Origin of the sequence: Novosphingobium aquimarinum (assembly GCF_009746585.1) — a bacterium.
Taxonomy (GTDB): domain Bacteria; phylum Pseudomonadota; class Alphaproteobacteria; order Sphingomonadales; family Sphingomonadaceae; genus Novosphingobium; species Novosphingobium aquimarinum.
The window spans coordinates 91,024-112,463 of record NZ_WRPO01000001.1; the positions used below are offsets into that span (position 1 = coordinate 91,024).

The 21,440-nt window shown below is 64.2% G+C and carries 18 protein-coding genes and 1 tRNA gene; 13 read left to right on the top strand and 6 right to left on the bottom strand.

The annotated features are described in order from the left end of the window. Positions 1-9: 9 nt before the first annotated feature. From GQO94_RS00445 to GQO94_RS00470, 6 genes are all read left to right on the top strand, one after another. The gene (locus GQO94_RS00445; protein ID WP_156839176.1) at positions 10-1,677 is read left to right on the top strand and encodes an MFS transporter; all 1,668 of its coding nucleotides are present in this window, start codon (positions 10-12) and stop codon (positions 1,675-1,677) included. Continuing rightward, the gene (gene alr / locus GQO94_RS00450) at positions 1,667-2,710 is read left to right on the top strand and encodes an alanine racemase (RefSeq protein ID WP_156839177.1); all 1,044 of its coding nucleotides are present in this window, start codon (positions 1,667-1,669) and stop codon (positions 2,708-2,710) included. Before GQO94_RS00445 ends, alr begins: the two co-directional genes overlap by 11 nt. A gap of 96 nt (positions 2,711-2,806) precedes the next feature. Further along, complete coding sequence (phaR, locus tag GQO94_RS00455; RefSeq protein ID WP_156839178.1) at positions 2,807-3,373, top strand: polyhydroxyalkanoate synthesis repressor PhaR; 567 nt, start codon at positions 2,807-2,809, stop codon at positions 3,371-3,373. Further along, complete coding sequence (locus GQO94_RS00460) at positions 3,370-3,813, top strand: NUDIX hydrolase (RefSeq protein ID WP_156839179.1); 444 nt, start codon at positions 3,370-3,372, stop codon at positions 3,811-3,813. The genes phaR and GQO94_RS00460 overlap by 4 nt, the downstream gene beginning before the upstream one ends. A gap of 44 nt (positions 3,814-3,857) precedes the next feature. Next, positions 3,858-5,408, top strand: coding sequence for an aminoacyl--tRNA ligase-related protein (locus GQO94_RS00465; RefSeq protein ID WP_156839180.1), 1,551 nt, complete (start codon positions 3,858-3,860; stop codon positions 5,406-5,408). A gap of 49 nt (positions 5,409-5,457) precedes the next feature. Continuing rightward, the gene (locus GQO94_RS00470; RefSeq protein WP_156839181.1) at positions 5,458-6,810 is read left to right on the top strand and encodes a M28 family peptidase; all 1,353 of its coding nucleotides are present in this window, start codon (positions 5,458-5,460) and stop codon (positions 6,808-6,810) included. 4 nt (positions 6,811-6,814) lie between these two features. Here GQO94_RS00470 and GQO94_RS00475 read toward each other — a convergent pair whose 3' ends face one another. Beyond that, entirely contained in the window at positions 6,815-8,848 is a 2,034-nt protein-coding gene (locus GQO94_RS00475; RefSeq protein ID WP_156839182.1) for a M3 family metallopeptidase, read from the bottom strand. A gap of 182 nt (positions 8,849-9,030) precedes the next feature. Here GQO94_RS00475 and rnr point away from each other — a divergent pair, with 182 nt between their 5' ends. Further along, positions 9,031-11,307 carry a ribonuclease R gene (gene rnr / locus GQO94_RS00480; RefSeq protein ID WP_156839183.1) on the top strand — a complete coding sequence of 759 codons (2,277 nt, stop codon included), beginning with the start codon at positions 9,031-9,033 and terminating at the stop codon, positions 11,305-11,307. 5 nt (positions 11,308-11,312) lie between these two features. Here the strand turns inward: rnr and GQO94_RS00485 are convergent, their stop codons facing one another. Both GQO94_RS00485 and GQO94_RS00490 read right to left on the bottom strand, forming a co-directional pair. Continuing rightward, a complete protein-coding gene (locus tag GQO94_RS00485) occupies positions 11,313-11,684 on the bottom strand; it encodes a hypothetical protein (RefSeq protein WP_156839184.1) in 372 nt (123 codons plus the stop codon). 69 nt (positions 11,685-11,753) lie between these two features. After that, a complete protein-coding gene (locus GQO94_RS00490) occupies positions 11,754-12,209 on the bottom strand; it encodes a universal stress protein (protein WP_156839185.1) in 456 nt (151 codons plus the stop codon). Positions 12,210-12,377: 168 nt separating this feature from the next. Here GQO94_RS00490 and GQO94_RS00495 point away from each other — a divergent pair, with 168 nt between their 5' ends. From GQO94_RS00495 to lpdA, 4 genes are read left to right on the top strand one after another with little or no spacing between them, the layout of a single operon-like run. Then, positions 12,378-13,721, top strand: a complete 1,344-nt coding sequence (locus GQO94_RS00495; RefSeq protein ID WP_156839186.1) for a pyruvate dehydrogenase complex dihydrolipoamide acetyltransferase — start codon at positions 12,378-12,380, stop codon at positions 13,719-13,721. Positions 13,722-13,723: 2 nt separating this feature from the next. Beyond that, positions 13,724-14,113, top strand: a complete 390-nt coding sequence (locus GQO94_RS00500) for an acyl-CoA thioesterase (protein WP_232332697.1) — start codon at positions 13,724-13,726, stop codon at positions 14,111-14,113. After that, positions 14,070-14,495, top strand: coding sequence for an acyl-CoA thioesterase (locus GQO94_RS00505; protein ID WP_198045728.1), 426 nt, complete (start codon positions 14,070-14,072; stop codon positions 14,493-14,495). Before GQO94_RS00500 ends, GQO94_RS00505 begins: the two co-directional genes overlap by 44 nt. 5 nt (positions 14,496-14,500) lie before the next feature. Further along, positions 14,501-15,919: a dihydrolipoyl dehydrogenase gene (lpdA, locus tag GQO94_RS00510; protein WP_156839188.1), complete on the top strand. Its 1,419-nt coding sequence runs from the start codon at positions 14,501-14,503 to the stop codon at positions 15,917-15,919. A 49-nt stretch (positions 15,920-15,968) separates the two neighbouring features. On the opposite strand, the gene GQO94_RS00515 is transcribed toward lpdA, so the two are convergent. The 3 genes from GQO94_RS00515 to GQO94_RS00525 all read right to left on the bottom strand — a co-directional run bounded on the left by GQO94_RS00515 (position 15,969) and on the right by GQO94_RS00525 (position 19,196). After that, positions 15,969-16,292, bottom strand: coding sequence for a PilZ domain-containing protein (locus GQO94_RS00515; protein WP_232332698.1), 324 nt, complete (start codon positions 16,290-16,292; stop codon positions 15,969-15,971). 71 nt (positions 16,293-16,363) lie between these two features. Further along, on the bottom strand, positions 16,364-18,823 hold the full coding sequence (locus GQO94_RS21190) for a CAP domain-containing protein (RefSeq protein WP_269748707.1): 2,460 nt from the start codon (positions 18,821-18,823) through the stop codon (positions 16,364-16,366). 285 nt (positions 18,824-19,108) lie between these two features. Continuing rightward, a tRNA-Ser gene (locus tag GQO94_RS00525) sits at positions 19,109-19,196 on the bottom strand. A 137-nt stretch (positions 19,197-19,333) separates the two neighbouring features. Here GQO94_RS00525 and GQO94_RS00530 point away from each other — a divergent pair. Together GQO94_RS00530 and GQO94_RS00535 are read left to right on the top strand one after the other, a co-directional pair. Further along, positions 19,334-20,371: a lytic murein transglycosylase gene (locus GQO94_RS00530; RefSeq protein ID WP_198045729.1), complete on the top strand. Its 1,038-nt coding sequence runs from the start codon at positions 19,334-19,336 to the stop codon at positions 20,369-20,371. Next, a complete protein-coding gene (locus GQO94_RS00535) occupies positions 20,355-21,404 on the top strand; it encodes an SPOR domain-containing protein (protein WP_156839192.1) in 1,050 nt (349 codons plus the stop codon). Before GQO94_RS00530 ends, GQO94_RS00535 begins: the two co-directional genes overlap by 17 nt. Positions 21,405-21,440: the final 36 nt, after the last annotated feature.

Here is a 21,440-nt window from a genome sequence, read left to right on the forward strand (position 1 = left end):
GACGGCGCCATGGCGCAAAGCGGCACGCACGATACGACCAAGCAGGAGCTCAGCTCGTCCGACATCCGCCTGGTTATCGGAGCGAGTTCGGCGGGCACGATCTTCGAGTGGTACGATTTCTTCATCTATGGAACGCTCGCGGTTTTCGTCGGCAAGGCGTTCTTTCCCCAGGTCGGCCCCACCTTGCAGCTGCTGCTGGTCTGGGCCGGTTTTGCCGTCGGCTTCGGCTTTCGTCCGCTCGGCGCGATCCTGTTCGGCTATTGGGGCGACAAGTTCGGGCGCAAATACACGTTTCTCGTCACCGTCACCTTGATGGGCATTTCGACCGCAGGTGTCGGCCTCGTGCCGACGGCGGACACGATCGGGTTGTGGGCACCGTTCATCGTGCTGTTGCTGCGCATTCTCCAGGGCCTGGCGTTGGGCGGCGAATATGGCGGCGCAGCGATCTATGTGTCGGAGCATTCGCCCCCCGAACGGCGCGGCTATTACACCGGCTATATCCAGGCCAGCGTGGTCGGCGGCTTCGTCCTGTCGATCATCGTCGTGTTGGCCAATCAGGCCGTGTTCCCGGTCGAGACCCTGGCCGCGTGGGGCTGGCGGGTGCCGTTCCTGCTGAGTCTCGCGCTGCTCGCGATTTCCTTGTGGATGCGTCTCAAGTTGTCGGAAAGTCCGGTGTTCGTGGCCATGCAGCAGGAAGGCGAGATTTCCGGCAATCCCTTCAAGGAAAGCTTCACCTATCCGGGCAACAAGCGCCGTATCTTCATCGCGCTGTTCGGCGTGACGGGGGTTCTGACCACGATCTGGTACACCGCATTCTTTTCGGCGCTCTCGTTCCTCAAGGGGCCGATGCGGGTCGACGCGACGACGGTGGAAGTCGTGATCGGCATTTCCGCGCTGATCTCGATGAGCTTCTATGTGCTCGTCGGGCACTGGTCAGACCAGGTCGGTCGCAAGCTGCCGCTGGTGCTGGGCGCGGGACTGACGCTGGCGTTGCTGTTCCCGATCTTCTGGGGCCTCGGCGCGCTGGCCAATCCCGGCCTTCAGGCAAGCGCGCGGCAGGCGCCGGTGATCGTTTCGGGGCCGCAATGCGTGACCGATCCCTTCGCCGATCTGTCTGGCGGCAGCCTGAGCCAATGCGGGCTCCTGCTCGAAACGCTTACGGCGAGCGGCGTGCCTTACTCGGTCGTACCGTCCGAAGCCCTTTCGCTCACGGTCGGCGGCGATCCCGTAAACCTTGGCAAAGCCTGGTTCCCCCGCGATGAGGCCGAGAAGAAAGTCGCCGGAACCGCGCGCAAGGCGGGGCTCGAAGCCGCTCTAGCCGCGAAAGGGTTCAATTTCGACGTCCAGCATCCGGGGCTCGGCGCCTTGGTTGGCATTGGCGTGCTGCTCGTGACTCTTGGGGGCCTCTCGGCGCTGACGTACGGAGCTGTCGCGGCATTGCTGTGCGAGATGTTTCCAGCCCCGATCCGCTATAGCTCGATGTCGATCCCGTACCACATCGGCGCGGGCTATCTCGGCGGCTTCCTGCCGTTGATCGCCAGCTACATCAACGCGCGCACGGGCGATGCCTATGCCGGGCTCTGGTATACCTGGGTGGTCGTCGCACTCGGGCTCGTCGTTGCCATCTGGGGATTGAAGGGCGGACCGCCGCGCGATTTCGAAGCCGATGCCACCTGAACAGCCGGCCGCCGCTCTGCGGCTCGATCTCGATCTCGATGCTCTGCAGCATAATTGGCGATCGCTCGACCGCATGTCCGGCTCGGCAAGGGCAGGGGCCGCGATCAAGGCCAACGGCTATGGGCTCGGTTCGCAGCGCGTGGCGCAAGCGCTGCATGCCGCAGGATGCCGCGACTTCTTCGTCGCGCATTGGTGCGAAGCGGCGGATCTGGGCGATGCGATTGCCCCGGCAGCGCTTGCCGTCTTTCACGGACCTTTGACGGAGGCCGACTGCGCTTTTGCGCTGGCAACGGGCGTGCGCCCGGTCATCAATTCGATACCGCAGGCGCGGCGCTGGAACGCGGCCGGCGGCGGGCGATGCGATCTGATGGTCGATACCGGAATGAACCGTCTCGGCCTGCCGCTGGGTGACCTTGCGGACGAGAGCATCGCGCAGCTCGAGATCGAGGTGCTGCACTCGCATCTCGCCTGCGCCGACGAAGAGTCGCCGCTGAACGATTTGCAGCAGCAACGCTGGAGCGAAGTCCGAACGAGGATTCCGCATCGCCGCGCTGCACTGGCGAACAGTGCCGGGATCGCTCTCGGCGCGCAGTTTCACGGCGATCTCACCAGACCTGGCCTGTCGCTTTATGGCGGCATTCCCCGGCCCGAACTCGAAGGCGTGATCCGCCAAGTCGCGCAGCCTGCCGCCGCCGTGCTGCAAGTGCGGGACATCGCGGCGGGCGAGGGCGTGGGCTACAACAGCCAATTCGTCGCGCCCCGCGCGATGCGGATCGGCACGATCGCAGTCGGCTATGCCGATGGCTATTTGCGCTGCTGGTCAGGTATCGGTTCCGCCGCCAACAAGGCGAGCCCCCTGCCGGTGCTCGGGCGAGTGAGCATGGATCTGACCATCCTCGATTTGTCTGCTGCGCCCGAGACTTGCGAAGGTGATTGGGTCACGATCGACTACGATCTGCCTCGCGCCGCCAGCCTGACCGGACTGTCGCAATACGAATTGCTGACGTTGCTCGGCCGCCGTTTCGCCCGCTGAATGCCCTTGCGGCCAGGGTTTTGCCATGCGGCATTTTGTTGCGTTGCAGTATGCCCCGATGATATGCTCGGTGTTTAAAGATACCGGGGACGTGAGATGCCAGAAGCCAAAGGGTCGGAAGACGACATCGTCATCATTAAGAAGTACGCCAATCGCAGGCTCTACAACACCCGATCCTCGAGCTACATCACGCTGGACCATCTCGCCAAGATGACCCGCGAAGGCGTTGAATACAAAGTGCTCGATGCGAAGAGCGGCACCGACATCACGCATACGATCCTGACCCAGATCATCATGGAGGAAGAGTCCAACGGCGAGCAGATGCTGCCCGTGAGCTTTCTGCGCGAATTGATCGGCATGTACGGCAATTCGATGCAATCACTCATTCCGCACTACCTCGAGGCGTCGATGGAGAACTTCCGCGCCAATCAAGTGAAGCTGCACAAGGCCTTCGAAGACAGCCTCGGCAACAACCCGCTCGCCAAGCTGGCAGAGCAGAACATGGCGATGTTCAAGGCGGCCGCGTCGGCGTTCATGCCGGGCGGGGAGAAGGGTGAGGCGGCGACGACGCCTCCTGCCACCGACGATACCGCCGGCGATCTCTCTGCGCTGAAGGAACAGATGGCCGCGATGCAGAAGAAGCTCGACGAACTGGGCAAGTGACGCCGCCGCGGGCGCAGCGGCCCGCAGCGCGCATTCTGCTCACCGACGCTCTCGGGCGTGTTCTGCTGTTTCGCTTCGATCCTGACGATCGTCCGCCGTTCTGGGTCACACCTGGCGGGGCGCTCGACCCCGGCGAAACTTACGAAGCGGCTGCTCGCCGCGAACTGCAGGAGGAGACGGGCATTGTCGCCGATCCCGGCGCGCAAGTGCATCGCAAAATCGCCGAATTCATCACGATCGAAGGCATCCCGGTGGTGGCCGACGAGCGCTTCTTTCGCGTCGCGATCGACGATCATGGCGATCACCTGATCGACGTCGCCGGGCACACCGCACTCGAGCGGCAAGTCATGCGCTCCTGGCGCTGGTTCGACCACACCGCGCTGGCGGAACTCGACGAAGCGTATTTTCCTGAAGACCTCGCCGAAATGCTCGGTTGGTAGATCGCCTCTTCACCGCTCCGCGATCTGCGGCTAACAGCCCCGCCATGAACAAGCCTGCCGCAATCCGCCATGCCCTGTCCGTCAAGCGCGAGGACGACTTCGCGCAGTGGTATCAGGAAGTCATTTCCGAAGCCGAGATGGCCGAGGAATCGGGCGTGCGCGGCTGCATGGTCATCAAGCCGTGGGGTTATGGCATCTGGGAGCGCATCCAGCGCCTGATGGACGACCGGATCAAGGCCGCAGGCGTGCAGAACTGCTATTTTCCGCTGTTCATTCCGCTGTCGTACTTCGCCAAGGAAGCTGAGCATGTCGAGGGGTTCGCCAAGGAAATGGCGGTCGTCACGCATCACCGCCTGATCGGTGACGGGGAAGGGGGGCTGGTCCCCGATCCCGAGGCGAAGCTGGAAGAACCGCTGATCGTGCGGCCGACTTCGGAAACCGTGATCGGCGCCGCCATGTCGCGCTGGATCCAGTCCTGGCGCGACCTGCCATTGCTCACCAACCAGTGGGCCAATGTCGTGCGCTGGGAAATGCGCACCCGGATGTTCCTGCGCACCAGCGAATTCCTCTGGCAGGAAGGCCACACCGCGCATGCCAATCGTGATGACGCGATGGGCGAGACCCTGCGCGCGCTCGAAATGTATCGCGACTTCGCCGAGACCGAGCTGGCCATGCCGGTAATCGCAGGCGAGAAGCCCGAGAACGAGCGCTTCCCCGGCGCGGTCGCGACTTATTCGATCGAGGCGATGATGCAGGACGGCAAGGCCCTGCAGGCGGGCACCTCGCATTATCTGGGCACGGCTTTCGCCCATGCCGCGGGCATTCAGTATCAGGACCGCGAAGGCACGCAGCAGTATTGCCACACCACCAGCTGGGGCACTTCGACGCGTATGGTCGGCGGCGTCATCATGACGCACGGCGACGATGACGGTCTGCGTGTCCCGCCAATGATCGCACCGCAGCAAGTCGTGATCCTGCCGATGCTGCGCGACAATGACGAGGACGAAGCGCTACTTGCCTATTGCGAGGACTTGCGCAGCGCCGTCGCGGCACAGTCCGCGCTGGGCGAGCCGCTGCGCGTGCTGCTCGACAAGCGGCCCGGCAAGGCGACGCAGAAGCGCTGGGCCTGGGTCAAGAAGGGCGCGCCGATCGTGCTGGAGATCGGCGGGCGCGATGCGGCGGCGGGACAGGTCTCGATGCTGCGCCGCGACCGGCTGTGGAATGCGGCGGGCAAGCCGGATTTCGCCGCGCTGGCCAAGGACGATTTCGTCGCGCGTGTCGCCGGCGAGGTCGAGGCGTATCAGGACGTGCTTTACACGCAGGCGCGTGAGCGGCGCGATGCGCAGATCGTGCGCGACATCGACACGATGGATGCGCTGAAGGCGTTCTACAGCGAGGATAAGCGCTATCCGGGCTGGGTCGAAGTGAACTGGTCGAAGCCGACCGGGGAAGACCTCGATGCGGTGGTAAAGCAGCTCAAGGAACTGAAGCTCACCGTGCGCAACGTGCCGCTCGATGCCGCGCCGCCGACGGGCGACTGCATTTTCACCGGTCGCCCCGCCGTCGAGCGGATCTACGTCGCGCGCGCCTACTGATCCCGAACGTGCTTCTTGCCATGGCGCCCGTGCGCGGCGACAAGGGGGCATGCGCAAGACCTTAACATCGCTCGCTTTCATCGCCACGCTTAGCGCGGGCGGCGCGCTCCACGCTGCCGGGTCCGAAACCGGTGAGCCTGAGGCCGCCGTTTCCGAGGCGCGTCTGCGCGCGAATGTCGAATCGTTGGTCGGCTTCGGAACGCGGCACACGCTGTCGTCGCAGGACGATCCGCAGCGCGGGATCGGCGCCGCGCGGCGCTGGGCTGAAGCGCAGTTTCGCCAGTCCGCCAAGGCCTGCGGCGACTGCCTCGAGATCGTGCTGCCGGAAACGATGGCGACCAGCGAACGGATCCCGGAACCGGTTCGCCTCGTCGATGTCGTCGCAATCCAGCGCGGCACCGAACGGCCGAACGAAGTCGTGATCGTGCAAGGGCATATCGATAGCCGCGTCTCCGATGTGATGGACGCGAAGAGCGACGCGCCGGGCGCCAACGACGATGGCTCGGGAACCGCCCTGGTGCTCGAAGCTGCGCGCGTTCTCAGCCAGCATAAGTATCCGGCCACGATCGTCTATGCCGTACTGTCAGGCGAGGAGCAGGGGCTCCTCGGTGGCAAGCTGCTCGCGGACTACGCCACGAAGCAGGGCTGGACAGTGAAGGCCGTGCTCAACAACGACATCGTCGGCGGCTCGTGCGGATCGGACGGCTACTGCGACGATACCCACGTGCGGGTCTTCTCCGAAGGGACCCGCGCCGATGCGGGCGATGGCTTGCGCGCCGAAGCGCGGCGTTACGGCGGCGAGAACGACAGCCCCTCACGCAATCTTTCGCGCTACATCGCCGGGCTCGACGATCCGGCCCTGGAAGTCCGCCAGGTCTGGCGCGCCGACCGGATGGGCCGGGGTGGCGATCACTTGCCGTTCAATGCGCTGGGCTATCCCGCCGTCCGCTTCTCGGTCGCGGTGGAGGATTACGAGCACCAGCATCAGGATCTGCGCACCGAAGACGGCACGAAATATGGCGACACGATCGACGAGATGGATTTCCCCTATCTCGCCAAAGTGACGCGCCTCAACGTCGCCTCGCTCGCCGCGCTTGCAAGTGCGCCGATGCCGCCTGCGCCGAAGGTGGATGCAGCGGTCAAGACCTGGACCGATCTTACCTGGGACGCGGTACCTGGCGCCACCGGCTACACGATCTGGAAGCGGCGCACCGATGCGCCCTCTTGGGAGGCCGAACCCGTGATCGCCAACGTCGCCGCGACCAGCGCGCGCCTCGATGGCGTTCGCGGCGACGATTGGCTGTTCGGGGTCAGCAGCACGGGCCTCGGGGGCGCGCGTAGCCCCATCGCCAGCGCCGTCCCCGGCGGCGCTTTCGCCCCGCTCGAGGCAAACGCCGACTAATCTCTCACTGGTCCTTTTCCAGTTCGGCCTTGTAGGCATCGAGGCTGATGTCGCGGCCGAGGAATTCGCGAACCAGGTCCGCTGCGGGCCGGGTGCCGCCGCGTCCGAGCACCATGGTGCGATAGGCTTTGGCGGTCTCGGCATCGCTGAGGCCCGCGCCGGCGAAGCGCGTGAACAGATCGTCGGCGATCACTTTGGACCAGCGATAGGTGTAGTAGATCGCCGAATAGCCGTTGAGGTGCCCGAACGCGTCCTGCATCTGGACGTAATCGGGCATCGGGATCACCGCGTATGCGCCGAACCAGCCCCGGGTCGCCGCGCCGAGATTGTCGGGCACCGGCTGCTTGTGGAACTGCAGCGAGACATTCGTATAGCCGAGCTGCACCATGTCGCCGTAGCCGAGGTTGAAGTAGCGCGCCCGGTTCATCTTCTCGACCAGTTCGCGCGGGATCGTGTTGCCGTCCTTGTCGACCGCGAACTTCGCCAGCGTATCGTAATCGTAGACCCAGTTCTCGAGCATCTGCGACGGCGCTTCGACAAAGTCCCATTCGGTCGCGACGCCGGACTGGCCGAACCAGTGCTGCGTCCCGCCGAACATGCCGTGAATCATATGGCCGAATTCGTGAAGGAACGTCTCGACGTCCGAGTGTTCCATCAGGCCCGTTGCGTGATCGCCCTTGGGAAGGTTCATCACCAGCGCACCGACCGGCGGCTCGCCATCGACCACGCCGGGCCGCAGCGGGATCATGTTGGCATGGCTGTACTTGCCCGGTCGCGGGTGCGAATCGAAATAGAAGCGGCCGATCACCTTGCCGTCGTCGACCATCTCGTAAGTCTCGACATCCTCGTTCCACACCGGCGTCTGCCAGGGGCGGATCTCGATGCCGAACAAGTCCGCAGTGAGCCGCAGGATGCCGTCGCGCACGTTGTCGTACGCGAAATATTGCCGGGCTTCCTGCGGATCGTAGTCGTAGTACTTCTGCTTGACCTTGGGGCTCAGCCAGCCGGTCTGCCAATATTTCACCTCGGTCGCGCCCGGCTGCAGCTCCTGCAGCACGGCGAGGCTCTTGGCATAGTCGCGGCGGGCGGCGGGTCGAGCGGCCTGCGCCATATCGGCCAGCAACGCGTCGACCTTGTCAGGGCTGTCGAGCATCTTGTCTTCGAGCACCAGCGCCGCGTAATTCGGCCGACCCAGCACTTCGGCGAGCTCCTGCCGCAGCGCGAAGAGCTGCTTCAGCAGCGGGTCGTTTTCGGGATAGGCGCGCTGGTTGTAGACTTCGCTGAGACGCCGCCGAAGCGCGTCGCTTTCGGCATAGGACATGACCGGAACATAGTCGGGGTAGTCGGTGGAAATCTCAACCAGACCGTCTTCGCCCGGCTTGTGCGAATCGATGAAGTCCTGGGGGAGCCCGGCGAGCTCTTCCGGCTTCACCTTGATGACTTTGCGCCCCTCGGCGATGTTCGTATCGAACTGCGTGCCGACCTCGGAGATCTTCTCGTTGAGCGCTTGCACTCTGGCCCGCCCTGCCTCGTCGAGCGCCACGCCCGAGCGTTCGAAGCCGCCGATCGATCGTTCGAGGTAATAGGCCGTCGCGGGATCGGCCTTGCTGGCATCGATCGCCTTGAGACGATCGTAGATCGGGCGCGACAAGCTCAGCTTGCTCGAAAGCTTGCTGAGCTCGACCGTGCAGTCGGACCCGGCTTCGCGCCGCTCTTCGTCCGCCATCACTTGCTTGTAGAGTTCGAATTCGCCCGAACCGGCATTCAGCAAGGCGCCGATGGCGTCGAACTCGGCAAGCGTGCGCTCGATCGTCGCAGTCCCTGTCTCGGCTTCCAGAGCGGCCTGCCGCCGTGCGATCTCGTCGGTGATCGTTTTGCACTTGGCCTGGATCGCGGCGGCATCCGGCGCCGTCGCGAGGATCGGGCCCATGGCCGCGCGCACGCTCGGCTGGTCGCTCGCGGCAAGAGATGGAGTGGAAGTCATGGCGGTGGCGGCAAACAGGCTCATGGTCAGGCGGCGCAGGGACATCAAGATCATACCTCTCGTCAAGGGCTCAAGCTTGTTAACCAAGTTTCACGTGCCAGGGAACTGGTCTCGGAAAGAGCGGGAATGGTTTCAGCAAGCCTGTTGTAAGATAGTATCCCTTTCCCGATCCAGCCCATGCGCAGAGTGCGCTGCCATTGCGGGCAGCCCCGGGCACGCTTAGATCCATCGCTATCATGCCCATGCAACACCCCCCCGGCTTGCCGACCCGCCAGAAGATCCTCGATTTCATCCGCGACAGTTCCGAACCCGCCGGCAAGCGCGAGATTGCCCGCGCCTTCGGATTGAAGGGGCAGGAGAAGATCCAGCTCAAGGCCCTGCTCAAGGACATGGCCGAAGAAGGCCTGATCGACGGCAAGCGCACGGCCTATCACCGCATGGGCGGGGTTCCGAAGGTCACGGTGCTGCGCGTCGTCGATGTCGATGATGGCGAGCCGATCGCCGTTCCCGATACCTGGCAGCCGGACGATGCCACCCCGCCGCCGCGCATTCGGCTCGTCGAACAGAAGGGCAAGCCGCGTCGCGGCGGATCGGGCGTTGGCGCGCTCAAAAAAGGCGACAGGGTTTTGGCGCGGACCGAAGAGTCCAACACTGGTTGGCGCGGCTATCCGATGAAGAAGCTTGCGCTGCGCGAAGAGCAAGTGCTGGGCGTGGTCGAGATCGACGCTGCGGGCAAGGCCTGGCTCGCACCGGTCGACAAGCGCCAGCGCCATTCCTCGCCGATCACCGATCTCGGCGGCGCGGAGAAGGGCGAACTGGTATTGGCCGAGCCGGCGGGTCGCTCGCAACGTTCGGGCGTGAAAGTCACGCAAGTGCTGGGCGAGCCCTTGGCGCCGCGTGCGTTCAGCCTGATCGCGATCCACAAGCACGGCATCCCCAACGTGTTCGATCAGCAGACGCTGGACGAAGCGAATCGCGCCGCCGCGCTGCCGCTCGATGCCGAACGTCGCGAGGATTTGCGGCATTTGCCGATCGTCGCGATCGATCCGGCGGATGCGCGCGACCATGACGATGCCATCTGGGCGGAACCGGATGGGGAAGGGGGCTTTCGCGCGTTGGTCGCCATCGCCGATGTGTCGTTCTACGTGCGCCCCGGCGGGGACATCGATCGCGAAGCGCGCAAGCGCGGCAATTCGGTCTATTTCCCCGATCGCGTGGTGCCGATGCTGCCCGAAGTGCTTTCGGCCGATGTCTGCTCCCTGGGGGCAGGCGAGGATCGCGCGGCGATGGCCTGCCACCTCGAAATCGACGCGAAGGGCAAGATTACCGCGTGGCGCTTCACGCGCGCGATCGTGCGGATCGCCGAAGACATAGCCTATGAAGACGCGCAAGCGCGGATCGATGCCGGTGAGGCTGAGGAGCATCTGGCTAACTTGTGGAGCTGCTGGCGCCTGCTCGCCGCCGCGCGCGAGGATCGCGATCCGCTCGAACTCGAATTGCCCGAGCGCCGCGTGGTGCTCGACGAAAAGGGGCGCATTGCCGAGATCGCCCTGCGCGAACGGCTCGATGCGCACCGCGTGGTCGAGGATTTCATGATCGCCGCCAATGTCGCGGCGGCCAAGGCGCTGGAAGCGAAAGTGGCCCCCGTCGTCTACCGCGTCCACGAGCCGCCGAGCCGCGAGAAGCTGGTCGCGCTGAAGGACTACATGGCGACCTTCGGCAAGAAACTGGCGATGGGGCAAGTGATCACGCCTGGCCTGTTCAACCGCATGCTCAAGGACGTAACCGACGATGCCGAGCGCGCGCTGGTGATGGAAGCGGTGCTGCGCAGTCAGACCCAGGCCTACTACGGGCCGCGCAACGCGGGCCACTTCGGCCTCGCGCTCGCATCCTACGCGCATTTCACTTCGCCGATCCGGCGCTATGCCGATCTGTTGGTGCACCGCGCCCTGGTCGATGCCTACGGGCTCGAGCAGCCCGCGCCCAAATCGGATCTACCGAAAACCTCCGGCCTTTCCGATCGCGACCGCGAGGACTTGTCGCGCGTTACCGACGCCATCAGCAAGGCCGAACGTCGCGCGATGGAAGCGGAGCGCGATACGATCGATCGCTACGTCGCTGCATGGCTGTCCGCGCGCGTCGGCGAAGTGTTCGAGACGCGGATTACGGGCGTGCAGAAGTTCGGCTTCTTCGCGACGATCATCGGCCTGGGCGGCGACGGGCTGGTCCCGGTCTCGACGCTGGGGAGCGAGCGCTTCCATTACGACGAGAAGTCGCAGACGCTTTCGGGTGAGGAAAGCGGCACAACCTATGCGATGGGCAACCGGCTGCGTCTGCGCCTGGCCGAAGCGAACCCCCTCACCGGAGCGCTCAAGTTCGAGCTTGAAGAGGGCGGGTCCGCCCAGATCGAACCGCGAGGAAAACCGCTACCCCTGAAGAAACGCGGCCAGCATCTCGCCGGCAAGCGGGGGCGGCCGGGCAATATCCGTCACCAAGGTCGCAAGCGCAAATAGCCAACCTAGATTTTCAAATCGCGGATCACTTGCGAAGCGAGCTTCGTATGGCGCGACGTGGCAGAAATCATCGTGTTAAGCGCACCGAGCGTCTTGTTCATATCAGCCATCGCTTGCGAGGCGAGCGCCGTCTGAGAAAGATTGTTGGCGCCGATGTTGCCAAGCTTGATCCACAAATCGTTCTTCTGAGTCTCAAGATTGAACTGCGGGCTGGCTTGTGCCTTTTCAATCGCCTGAGACAGCGCCGCGATATACGCGGCTTTCTGCATAACGGGCATGATCGGGCTGAGGGCTGCAACATTCACATTACTGCCGCCGGGCTTGCGCAAACCGCCGATGGCTTCGATCAGTTTGTTAGGATTACCACCGATATTCATGCTGCTGCCCTCCGTATGACTGCCAGTGCGCGGAGGATATTCTTCGATACGAAAACAGCAAGAATGAAGTCAGGTCAGCTTTTCGATTTCGTCCGCGCTCAGATGGCCCGGAATCACGAAGATCGGGCAGGGCATTTTGGATGAAACAGATCCGGTGAAATGCGCCACCAGCGGGCCCGGCCCGCCCTCGGTCGCCGCTCCAAGCACGAGCGCGGAGACTTCGGGATGCTCGGAAATATATTCGCGCACGATTTTCACGTCTTCGCCCATGCGAACCGAGATCAGCGGCATTTTTCCGCCTTGCGAAAGCAAGTTGCCTGCTGCCGCGGTCGCGAGGGTTTCCGCGCGCGACCGCGCTTCTTCCTCGATTGTCGCCTGCACGCCGCCGAACGCGTTGAAGGGCTGCGGCGGTACCAGCGCCAGCAAGTGGACGGTGCCGCCGGTCTTGGCGGCACGCCGGGCCGCGAAGCGCATGGCCACCAGCGCTTCTTCGGTCTCGTCGACGATTACCAGATAGACGCGCATCGCTGCAATCCTCCCCCAGGGGGAACCATATCGGCCTGATCGAACCGATGCGCAACCTATCGCAGCGTTCGAGCGCTGGGTGCTTGCCCCGTGCGGATGAATTGTCCACATGGGGCGCGTGAACGCGACGCAGGTCGCCCTTTGGTCAGTCAGGGATCCCGAACGTCCATGCCGATTGAAATCAAGATGCCCGCACTTTCTCCGACCATGGAAGAAGGAAAACTGGCCAAGTGGCTGGTCAAGGAAGGTGACGAGGTCGCCTCGGGCGACATCATGGCCGAGATCGAGACCGACAAGGCGACGATGGAGTTCGAAGCGGTCGACGAAGGCACGATCGGCAAGATCACCGTCCCCGAAGGGACCGAGGGCGTGAAAGTCGGAACCGTGATCGCCGTGCTGGCGGGCGAAGGCGAGGATCCGTCGGATATCGAAGCGCCCGATCCCGGCAAAGCCAAAGCTGCCGAGCCGAAGAAGGCGGAATCTGCGCCTGAGCAGTCGGTGTCGAAATCAGCCGAAAAGCCCGCGCCTGCACCAACACCAACGCCTGCCCCTGCGAAATCCGGGGGGGCGAAAGAGGGACGTACCTTCGCATCACCGCTGGCCCGACGACTGGCCGCAGAGAAGGGCATCGATCTCGACAGTCTCCCCGGTTCGGGACCGCACGGGCGCATCGTGAAGGCCGATGTCGAAAGCGCCAAGGCCGGTGCGGCAGCACCCAGGACGGCTCCCGCATCATCGCAGCAGTCCGCGAGCGAGACCGCCGACAAACCCGCGACGGTCGAAATGGTCGCGGATACCCGCGCGCTGCTCGACGACAGGATCCCGCACGAAGTCGTCGCGCTTTCGGGGATGCGCAAGACCATCGCCAAGCGGCTCGCACAGTCGATGCAGCAGGCGCCGCACATCTACCTGACGCTCGATGTGCAGCTCGACAAGCTGATGGCGATGCGCGCCGAGATCAATGCCGCGCTCGAGAAGCAGGGCGTGAAGGTCTCTGTCAACGACATGCTGATCAAGGCGCTGGGCAAGGCGCTGATCGACGTTCCCGAATGCAACGTGACCTTCGCCGGCAACGAGATGATCAAGTACGCGCGGGCCGACATATCGGTGGCGGTCTCGATCCCCGGCGGGCTCATCACGCCCATCGTCCAGAACGCCAACGCCAAGTCGGTCTCCGAGATCGCCAGGGCGACCAAGGACCTCGGCGCGCGCGCCAAGGAAGGCAAGCTCAAGCCCGAGGAATATCAGGGCGGCACTGCCTCGATCTCGAACATGGGCATGATGGGGATCAAGCAGTTCACCGCCGTGATCAATCCGCCGCAATCGACGATCCTGGCGGTCGGGGCGGGGGAGAAGCGCCCCTGGGTCATGCCAGACGGCAGCCTTGGCGTTGCCACGGTGATGAGCGCCACCGGCAGCTTCGATCACCGTGCGATCGATGGCGCCGACGGCGCCCGGCTCATGGCCGCGTTCAAGGAATACGTGGAGAATCCGCTGGGGATGGTTGCCTGACCATGTCCGAACCCGAGGGCGAACTCGTCATCCGCGTGACCGCGATGCCGACCGACCTCAATCCGTATGGCGGTGTGTTCGGTGGCTGGCTGATGTGCCAGCTGGCGCTGGGCGCGAGTTCGCTGGTAACGCGACTGACCGGACTGAAGGCGGTCGTCGTCGGCGCGACCGACTTCGCCTTTCCGGGCGTCATGCAGGTAGGCGACGAATTGAACGTGTTTGCTCAAGTCATCCGCACCGGACGCACATCGGTCACGGTGCGCACGCAAGGGCTCGGTCGCAGCCGAGCGGGTCACGATCAGATCGAAGTGGCGAACGGAAGCTTCACGTTCGTGGTGCTCGACACCGATGACAAGCCGTGCCCGGTCGCAACCGAACTTCGGGTGGCGTGACGTGACCGAGCCGGTTCGCGACCCTGTCATCCGTGTCACAGCCATGCCGGCCGACGCCAACGCCTATGGCGACATCTTCGGGGGCTGGCTGCTCAGCCTGATGGATTCGGGCGCGGGCTTGCTCGCCGCGCGCCATTCGCGCGGTCGCGCGGTCACCATCGCGCTCGACGGGATGACGTTCCATCTTCCGGTGGGCGTTGGGGACGAAGTCTCGGTCTATGCCGATCTGGCAAAGACCGGCCGCACTTCGATGACCATCGCCGTGGAGGCCTGGCGCCGGCATCGCACCGAGGACGAAGCCGTTAAAGTTACCGAAGCGACCTTTACGTTTGTCGCTATCGACGATGCGGGCAAGCCCCGCCAGTTACCTGAGGGGAGTTAAGACAAGTGGCAGATTCCTACGACGTCATCGTTCTTGGTTCGGGGCCCGGTGGCTATGTGTCGGCGATCCGCTGCGCGCAGCTTGGCCTGAAGACCGCGATCGTCGAGCGCGAGCGGCTGGGCGGCATTTGTCTCAACTGGGGCTGCATCCCGACCAAGGCGCTGCTGCGCTCGGCCGAGATCATGCACTACATGCAGCATGCCAAGGACTTCGGTCTCAAGGCGAAGGAAATCGAGGCCGATCTCGAAGCGGTGGTGAAGCGCTCGCGGGGTGTCGCGGACCAGCTCAATCGCGGCGTCACCGGCCTGATGAAGAAGAACAAGATCGCGGTGCACATGGGCACGGGCAAGTTGACCGCGCCCGGCAAAATGACCGTGACCGACGCCGACGGCAAGACGAGCGAGCTTCAAGCCAAGCACATCATCATCGCAGTAGGCGCCCGCGCGCGCGAGTTCCCCAGCGCCAAGGCCGATGGCGAGCGCATCTGGACCTATCGCCATGCGATGACTCCCAAGGAAATGCCGTCCAAGCTGCTGGTCATCGGATCGGGCGCGATCGGGATCGAGTTCGCCAGCTTCTACAACGACATGGGCGCGGACGTGACCGTGGTCGAGATGATGGACCGGATCGTGCCGGTGGAAGACGCGGACGTTTCGACCTTCCTCCAGAAGGCACTGACCAAGCAGGGCATCACGATCAAGACCAAGGCCAGCGTCGGCGCGATCGAGAAGAGCGGCAAGGGCGTGAAGGTCGCGATCAAGGACAAGGACGGCAAGGAAGAGACCACCGAGTTCAGCCATGTGATCGTGGCCATCGGCATCGTTCCCAATGTCGAGAACATCGGTCTCGAAGAACTCAAGATCGAACCCGACCAGCGCAATTTCATCAAGATCGACGAGCTCGGCCGCACGAACGTCAAGGGAATGTGGGCGATCGGCGATTGTGTCGAAGGCCCCTGGCTGGCGCACAAGGCGAGCCATGAGGGTGTGACCGCGGCCGAGGCGATTGCGAAAGAGCTGGGCAACAAGGATGTCCACCCGCACCCGCTCGACCGGAACAACATTCCGGGCTGCACTTACTGCCACCCGCAGATCGCCAGTGTCGGCATGACCGAAGCGAAGGCGAAGGAAGCGGGCTACGAGCTGAAGGTCGGCAACTTCCCCTTCATCGGCAACGGAAAGGCGATCGCGCTGGGCGAGCCCGAAGGCTTCATCAAGACGGTGTTCGATGCCAAGACCGGCGAGCTGCTCGGCGCGCACATGATCGGCGCCGAAGTGACCGAGCTGATCCAGGGCTACGTGGTCGGCAAGACGCTAGAGACTACGGAAGCGGAGCTGATGAACACCATCTTCCCGCACCCGACGCTGTCGGAGATGATGCACGAATCCGTGCTCGCCGCTTACGGGCGCGTCGTTCACATGTAAGTGAGGGGCAGGGGGGCATGACGCTCCCCTGCTTATGCCGTGGCCGCGCTCAGACTTCCTGTGCGGCGCGGGCGATGTGTTCGAAAACGGCGACGTGGAGCGGTTCGCTGAATTCGCAGCCGACCGCACCGCCGCGCTGCCAACAGATCCGCGCGCTCAGCATGTGCAGACCGGGGATGCGCACGCGCAGCGGAAGCTCCCCGCGTACCTCGGGCAGATGGGCGATGCGAAACCCTTCGCGCGAAAGATCGTCGAGCCGCGCCTTCTTCCAAGGCCGCGTGCCCTGGCGCACGTCGCAGATCAGGGCGACGCCGACGCGCTTCGAGCGCGCGGTGGCCTTGGTCTGGCGTAAGTTGAATGGCTCGTGCTTCAAAAGCTGCTCCCTGACTAAAGTCCACTTTTGAACGCGAACGATTACGATGGGGTTAGCGACGCTCTCTACATTCATCCAAACGTGATGAAATTCCAGCCCGCCGCCGCTTCCGCTGTCTGCTCGTTCAAGATCAACGTATCATTGTCGAAGACATCGAGCAGCAGGATCTCGCTGTTCTGGCCGTTGACGTTATACGTGATGTAGATGTCGTTATACACGTTGTCGGCGTCATGGCCGACCGCGCCATAAGAGAACTCTCCCGGTGTGGCGTTGGTCACGTGGATGCGATCGTCGGCATTCATGTTCGCGATCGTAACGTGCGTTTCTCCGGCCTTCGCGTTCAGCGTCAGGTCGACCGAATCCTGCGGATCGAGCTCGATCGCGGCCAGACGATTGTCGCTGCCCATGCCTTCGAGCACGATGTCCCCCGAGATCGCATCGCCGATTCCGGCAAGGGACGTGGCAGTCGCCTCGCTGCTGCCGGTGATCGCGCGATCGCCGAGATAGACGCCGCCGTTCTCGATCCGCAGCGAGAGGTTCGTTCCGCCGAAATCGATGTCCATGCCGACGGGCCCGACCGGGATGCGGATCTCGACCTCGTCGGAAACCAGCACGAACGACGATCCGTCGAGATAGCCGACATAGTCCGCCGTATCGCCGAGGACGTGAAGCGTATCTCCCCCCTTGTTGAAGGAAGGATCGAAGACGATCTCGCCGCTGGAATGGAAGATTTCCTCGCTGCCCGCGCTGGTTCCAAAGACGGAGAAGTCCCCGCTGGTGTGAACTGCAGCGCCGCCTTGGAGAGTGATCGTTCCATTCGCGGAACCATCGACCGGATCGCCCAAATCGGGATTGGCGACCGGAACGCTGATGATCTGCAACGCATCAGAGGTAACCGTTTGCGAACCGATCTTCACCTTGCTGGCGGCGGTATCGATTTTCAGTTCGAGGTAGCCATCGGAAAAGCCGAGCAGGTTGCTGGTCGGACCGACGGGTATCGTGATTTCGGCATTGGCGTCGGTGAGAATGGCCGATGTTCCCTCGAGCCGGATGGCATAGCTGGAGGAATCGCCGGGAAGGCGGATCACGTCGCCGCCCTTGTTGAACGACGGATCGAACGCGTAGGCGCCGGTGACGTCGAACAGGCTGACATCCTGCTTTCCGTTCGTGCCGAACACCTTGCCCGAACCGCCGACGCTGCCGGAGAAACCATCGCTCATCCGCAAAGTGAAGCCCGGCAGATCGGGAATGATCGGGATCGGTTCGGGCGTTTGGCCGCCTGATCCGGTTCCCGGATCCGTGAGCGCGCCCGCCACGAGCGCGGCGGACGCCGCATCCCAGTGGTAGATCCCATCGGAGAACATCAGCGTTTCGACGCCCGTCAGAGTATCGCTGCCTTCGCCGTTGCCTGACACGCTCAGCGCCGTTCCGCTCATCGACACCGAATAGGCGGAATGCTTGCCCGAATAGACCGCGACATCGTTGCCCGCGCCGCCATCGAGGCTATCGTTGCCGAGGCCGCCTTCGAGCGTGTCATCTCCGCCGTTGCCGGAGAGAGTATCGTTGCCCTTGGTGCCGACGATCGTCTGGTCGCCGCCATCGCCCGAGATCGAGAGTCCGACAGTGCCGAGGCCGCGGATCGTGTCGACCGGACCGCTGACGGCCACCGAGCCCGACGTGAGCAACGTGTCGCCATCGACGACGTCGAGCTTGAGATTGCCGCTCAGCGTCGCGTCGACGGTTACCGCCGAGGAAAGGCCTGCACCGGTTAGCGTGATCGTCTTGGCGCCGGTCCCGGTCTGCAGCGAATAGCCGCCCGTCTCGTAGCTGGTGATGGAATCGTTCCCGACCGCGACCTTCAGCGTGCCGAGGCCCTCGCCGACCGAATAGAACGCATCGTCGTTGGCATCGTCATAGGCGACGCCGGTCACGAAGGTCAGGCTGCGCGTGCCGAAATCCTGGGTGATGACGTATTCGCCGACCGAGGTCCGGCCATCGGTTTCGCGGTCGATCGCGATGCCGACTTCGGTGTAGCCGCCCGACATGATGCTGCGGCGGTGACCCGCCGGATCCTGAATGCCGTCGCCGGTTTCCCGGTAATCGGGATTGACGGTCCCGTCTGTCAGGTCCTCGTCATCATAGCCCCAGTCGATCATGAAGCCCGCGTGGCCGTAGAGCGGTGACTGCGCGAAGGCGAAGACGTTTTCGCCCGCGGCCTGATATTGGTAGCCCGCGTCTCTCAGGCGGTCTCCGAGGCTGGCTTCGCCCTGGGCCTGGTGCGTCTGGATATCCTGCGCAATCATGACCGCGTTGTGGTCTTCGGCGGCATCGGCGAGCTGCGCGCTCCAGGCCAGCGGAGCGGTGGGCGTCAGCGCCTGATATTGCGTGAACAACGCCGACATATCGACGCCGAACGACCGCAGAGCGCTGGCGATCGCGGGGTCCGGAGACGATATCGACGAATAGGACGTGATGTAGCGCTCGGCATTGGCCAACGGATCGAGCCGCGTCTCGTTGAGCAGTTCAAGCATGTACTGTTCTTGTGCGCTCGGGGCTGCCATGTTCCTAAGGTCCTCGAATATCTACTTAAAGTCACACGTTCGCGAAGCTTCGACCATCTAGGCCGACGGGATGAACGTTCTCTTACTCGCCGCCCCGGACTATGCCGGGGTCGCGGGGGCGCCCCTTAGGTGGGTCACACGAGAAGGGGCAAGGCCCCGGTGCGTCGCTTGCGGGACGAACGGTGGGAGATGCAGGGCAAAGCGTCGCAAAAGGGTCGCACGGGTACGGCGCGGAGACGTCACGCAGACCGAAAGTGGCGGAAGGGGTGGGATTCGAACCCACGGATACTCGCGCATCGCCGGTTTTCAAGACCGGTGCAATCGACCACTCTGCCACCCTTCCGAGGCAATTTCCGCCGCATAGTCGAAGTCCGCGCCGAGGCAAAGGGGCAGGTTGTGCGTGCGGTGCGACGAGCGCGCGGGGGGCCGACCAGCGCCGGGCATTCACATGACGGAGCGGTTGTGCGACATGGGCTGATGATGGCCAAGTTCAAACGTCCCACCCCGTCCCGTATCCTCGCCGCCTTTGCCGCGTCCGCCCTGGCGATGGTCGCTGGCCCGGCTTGCGCGCAGCCTGCGGGCCAGAGCTTCGGTTCCTATCTGCAGACCGTTGCCTCGCATGCCCGCGCTCAGGGAGTGAGCGATCGCACGATCGCCAGCGTCCTTTCGCCGTTGACGCCCAATCCGCGCGTGATCGAGCTGGACGGGGGGCAACCGAGCCGTCGCTCCGCCCCGCCGCCGCTCGCACCCTATCTCGAGCGTCACGTCGATTCCGCTCGCATCAGCCGCGGTCGCGAGCGCTATGCGCAAGTGCGCGGAATGCTCGGTCCGATCGAGCAGCGCTATGGCGTGCCCGGCAAGATGATGCTCGCGATCTGGGGGCACGAGACCAATTACGGTAGCTACATGGGCGATTTCGATCTTGCGCGCTCGCTGGCGACTCTCGCCTGGGAAGGCCGCCGCCGCGATTTGTTCGAAGGCGAACTGATCGCGCTGCTCAAGATGGTCGATCGCGGCGTGCCGCAGTCTCGGCTCAAAGGCAGTTGGGCGGGCGCCTTCGGCAATCCGCAGTTCCTGCCGAGCGTCTACCTCCGGCTTGCCGCCGACGGCGATGGCGATGGCGATACCGACATCTGGTCGAGCTATGCCGACACGCTGGCTTCGATCGCCAACTATTTCCGCCAGGCCGGCTGGCGGCCGGGGCAGCCCTGGGGCGTGCTCGCCTCGGTGCCGAGCGGCTTCAATGTCTCGCGCTACGATGCCGAGCTCGTTTCGCCGAGCTGCGCCGCGGTGCATGAGCGCCATTCGCAGTGGAAGCCGGTTTCCGAGTGGCGCGCACTGGGCATCTCGCCCCTCGCACCGATCGGCGACGACGTCATGGCTTCGCTGTTTCAGCCAGACGGTCCGGGCACGCGCGCGTGGCTGTTAACGGGGAATTATCGGGTCATCCTCCAGTATAACTGCTCGAACTACTACGCCATGTCCGTGGGGTTGCTTGCAGATGAGATTTCCCGTTAACCAGATCCTGCCGTTCGCGGCGACCCTGACGCTGAGCCTCGCGCTCGCGGCCTGCAACGGTGGGGGGGCGACGACCGGCGCGTTGGCGTCGGCGCCGCGAACCGGTCCTGCCGGGGATTATCCGGTGGTGATCGGCGATCCCTTCACCATCGGCGACACGACGTATCGCCCGGACGACCAGCTCAATTACGATGCGGTCGGCATGGCGGTCCTCGACGACGATCCCGAGGCCCTCGGCATCAGCGGCGCGCACAAGACGCTGCCTTTGCCCAGCTATGCCGAAGTCACGTCGCTCGATAGCGGTCGCACGATCCTGGTTAGGCTCGAACGGCGGGGCCCCATGCGCAACGATACGCTCATCGGTCTGTCACCCGCCGCGCTGGCCCAGCTCGGCGCAACGGGAGAGACGCCGGTGCGCGTGCGCCGGGTCAATCCGCCCGAAGTCGAACGCGCCGCCTTGCGCAAGGATGGCGAAGTGCCGGTGCGCATGGAGACGCCCGAACCGCTGCTGAACGTGCTGCGCCGCAAGCTTGCCGAGCAATCCCCGCTCGGCCCGCCGCCGGCGACTCCGCCCGCGCTCCCGGACGCGAAGCTCGCCCAGATCAAGGGCCCTGCGCCGGCTTCGGGCACGGTAAACGCACAAATGCCGCAACCGTCCAAAGCCCCCACGATCGCACCGGTCGAGCCCGATCTGGCCGCCGCACCGGTTCCGCAACCCAGCGCGACCGAAACGAAGACTGTGGCGGATATTCCGCCCGCGAAACCCGAGGCCAAGCCGGCAACCCAAGCGGCAAAGCCTGCCGTTGCCGAGAAGCCGGCGTCCGGCGATAGCCTCGTCGTCCAGGTCGGCGCCTTTTCGAACGAAGCAGGGGCACGCAAGCTTGCGCAGAAGCTCGACGGCAAGGTCACGCATCCGGGTAAGTACTGGCTTGTCCGTCTTGGCCCCTTCGCAAGCCGTGGAGAAGCAGGCCCGGCGCTGGAGAAGGCGCGGGCTGCAGGCTATAGGGATGCGCGAATCCAGCGCATGAATTGACGCGAGCGGCACTCCCCGCGCGAAGTCGGTGCGGCG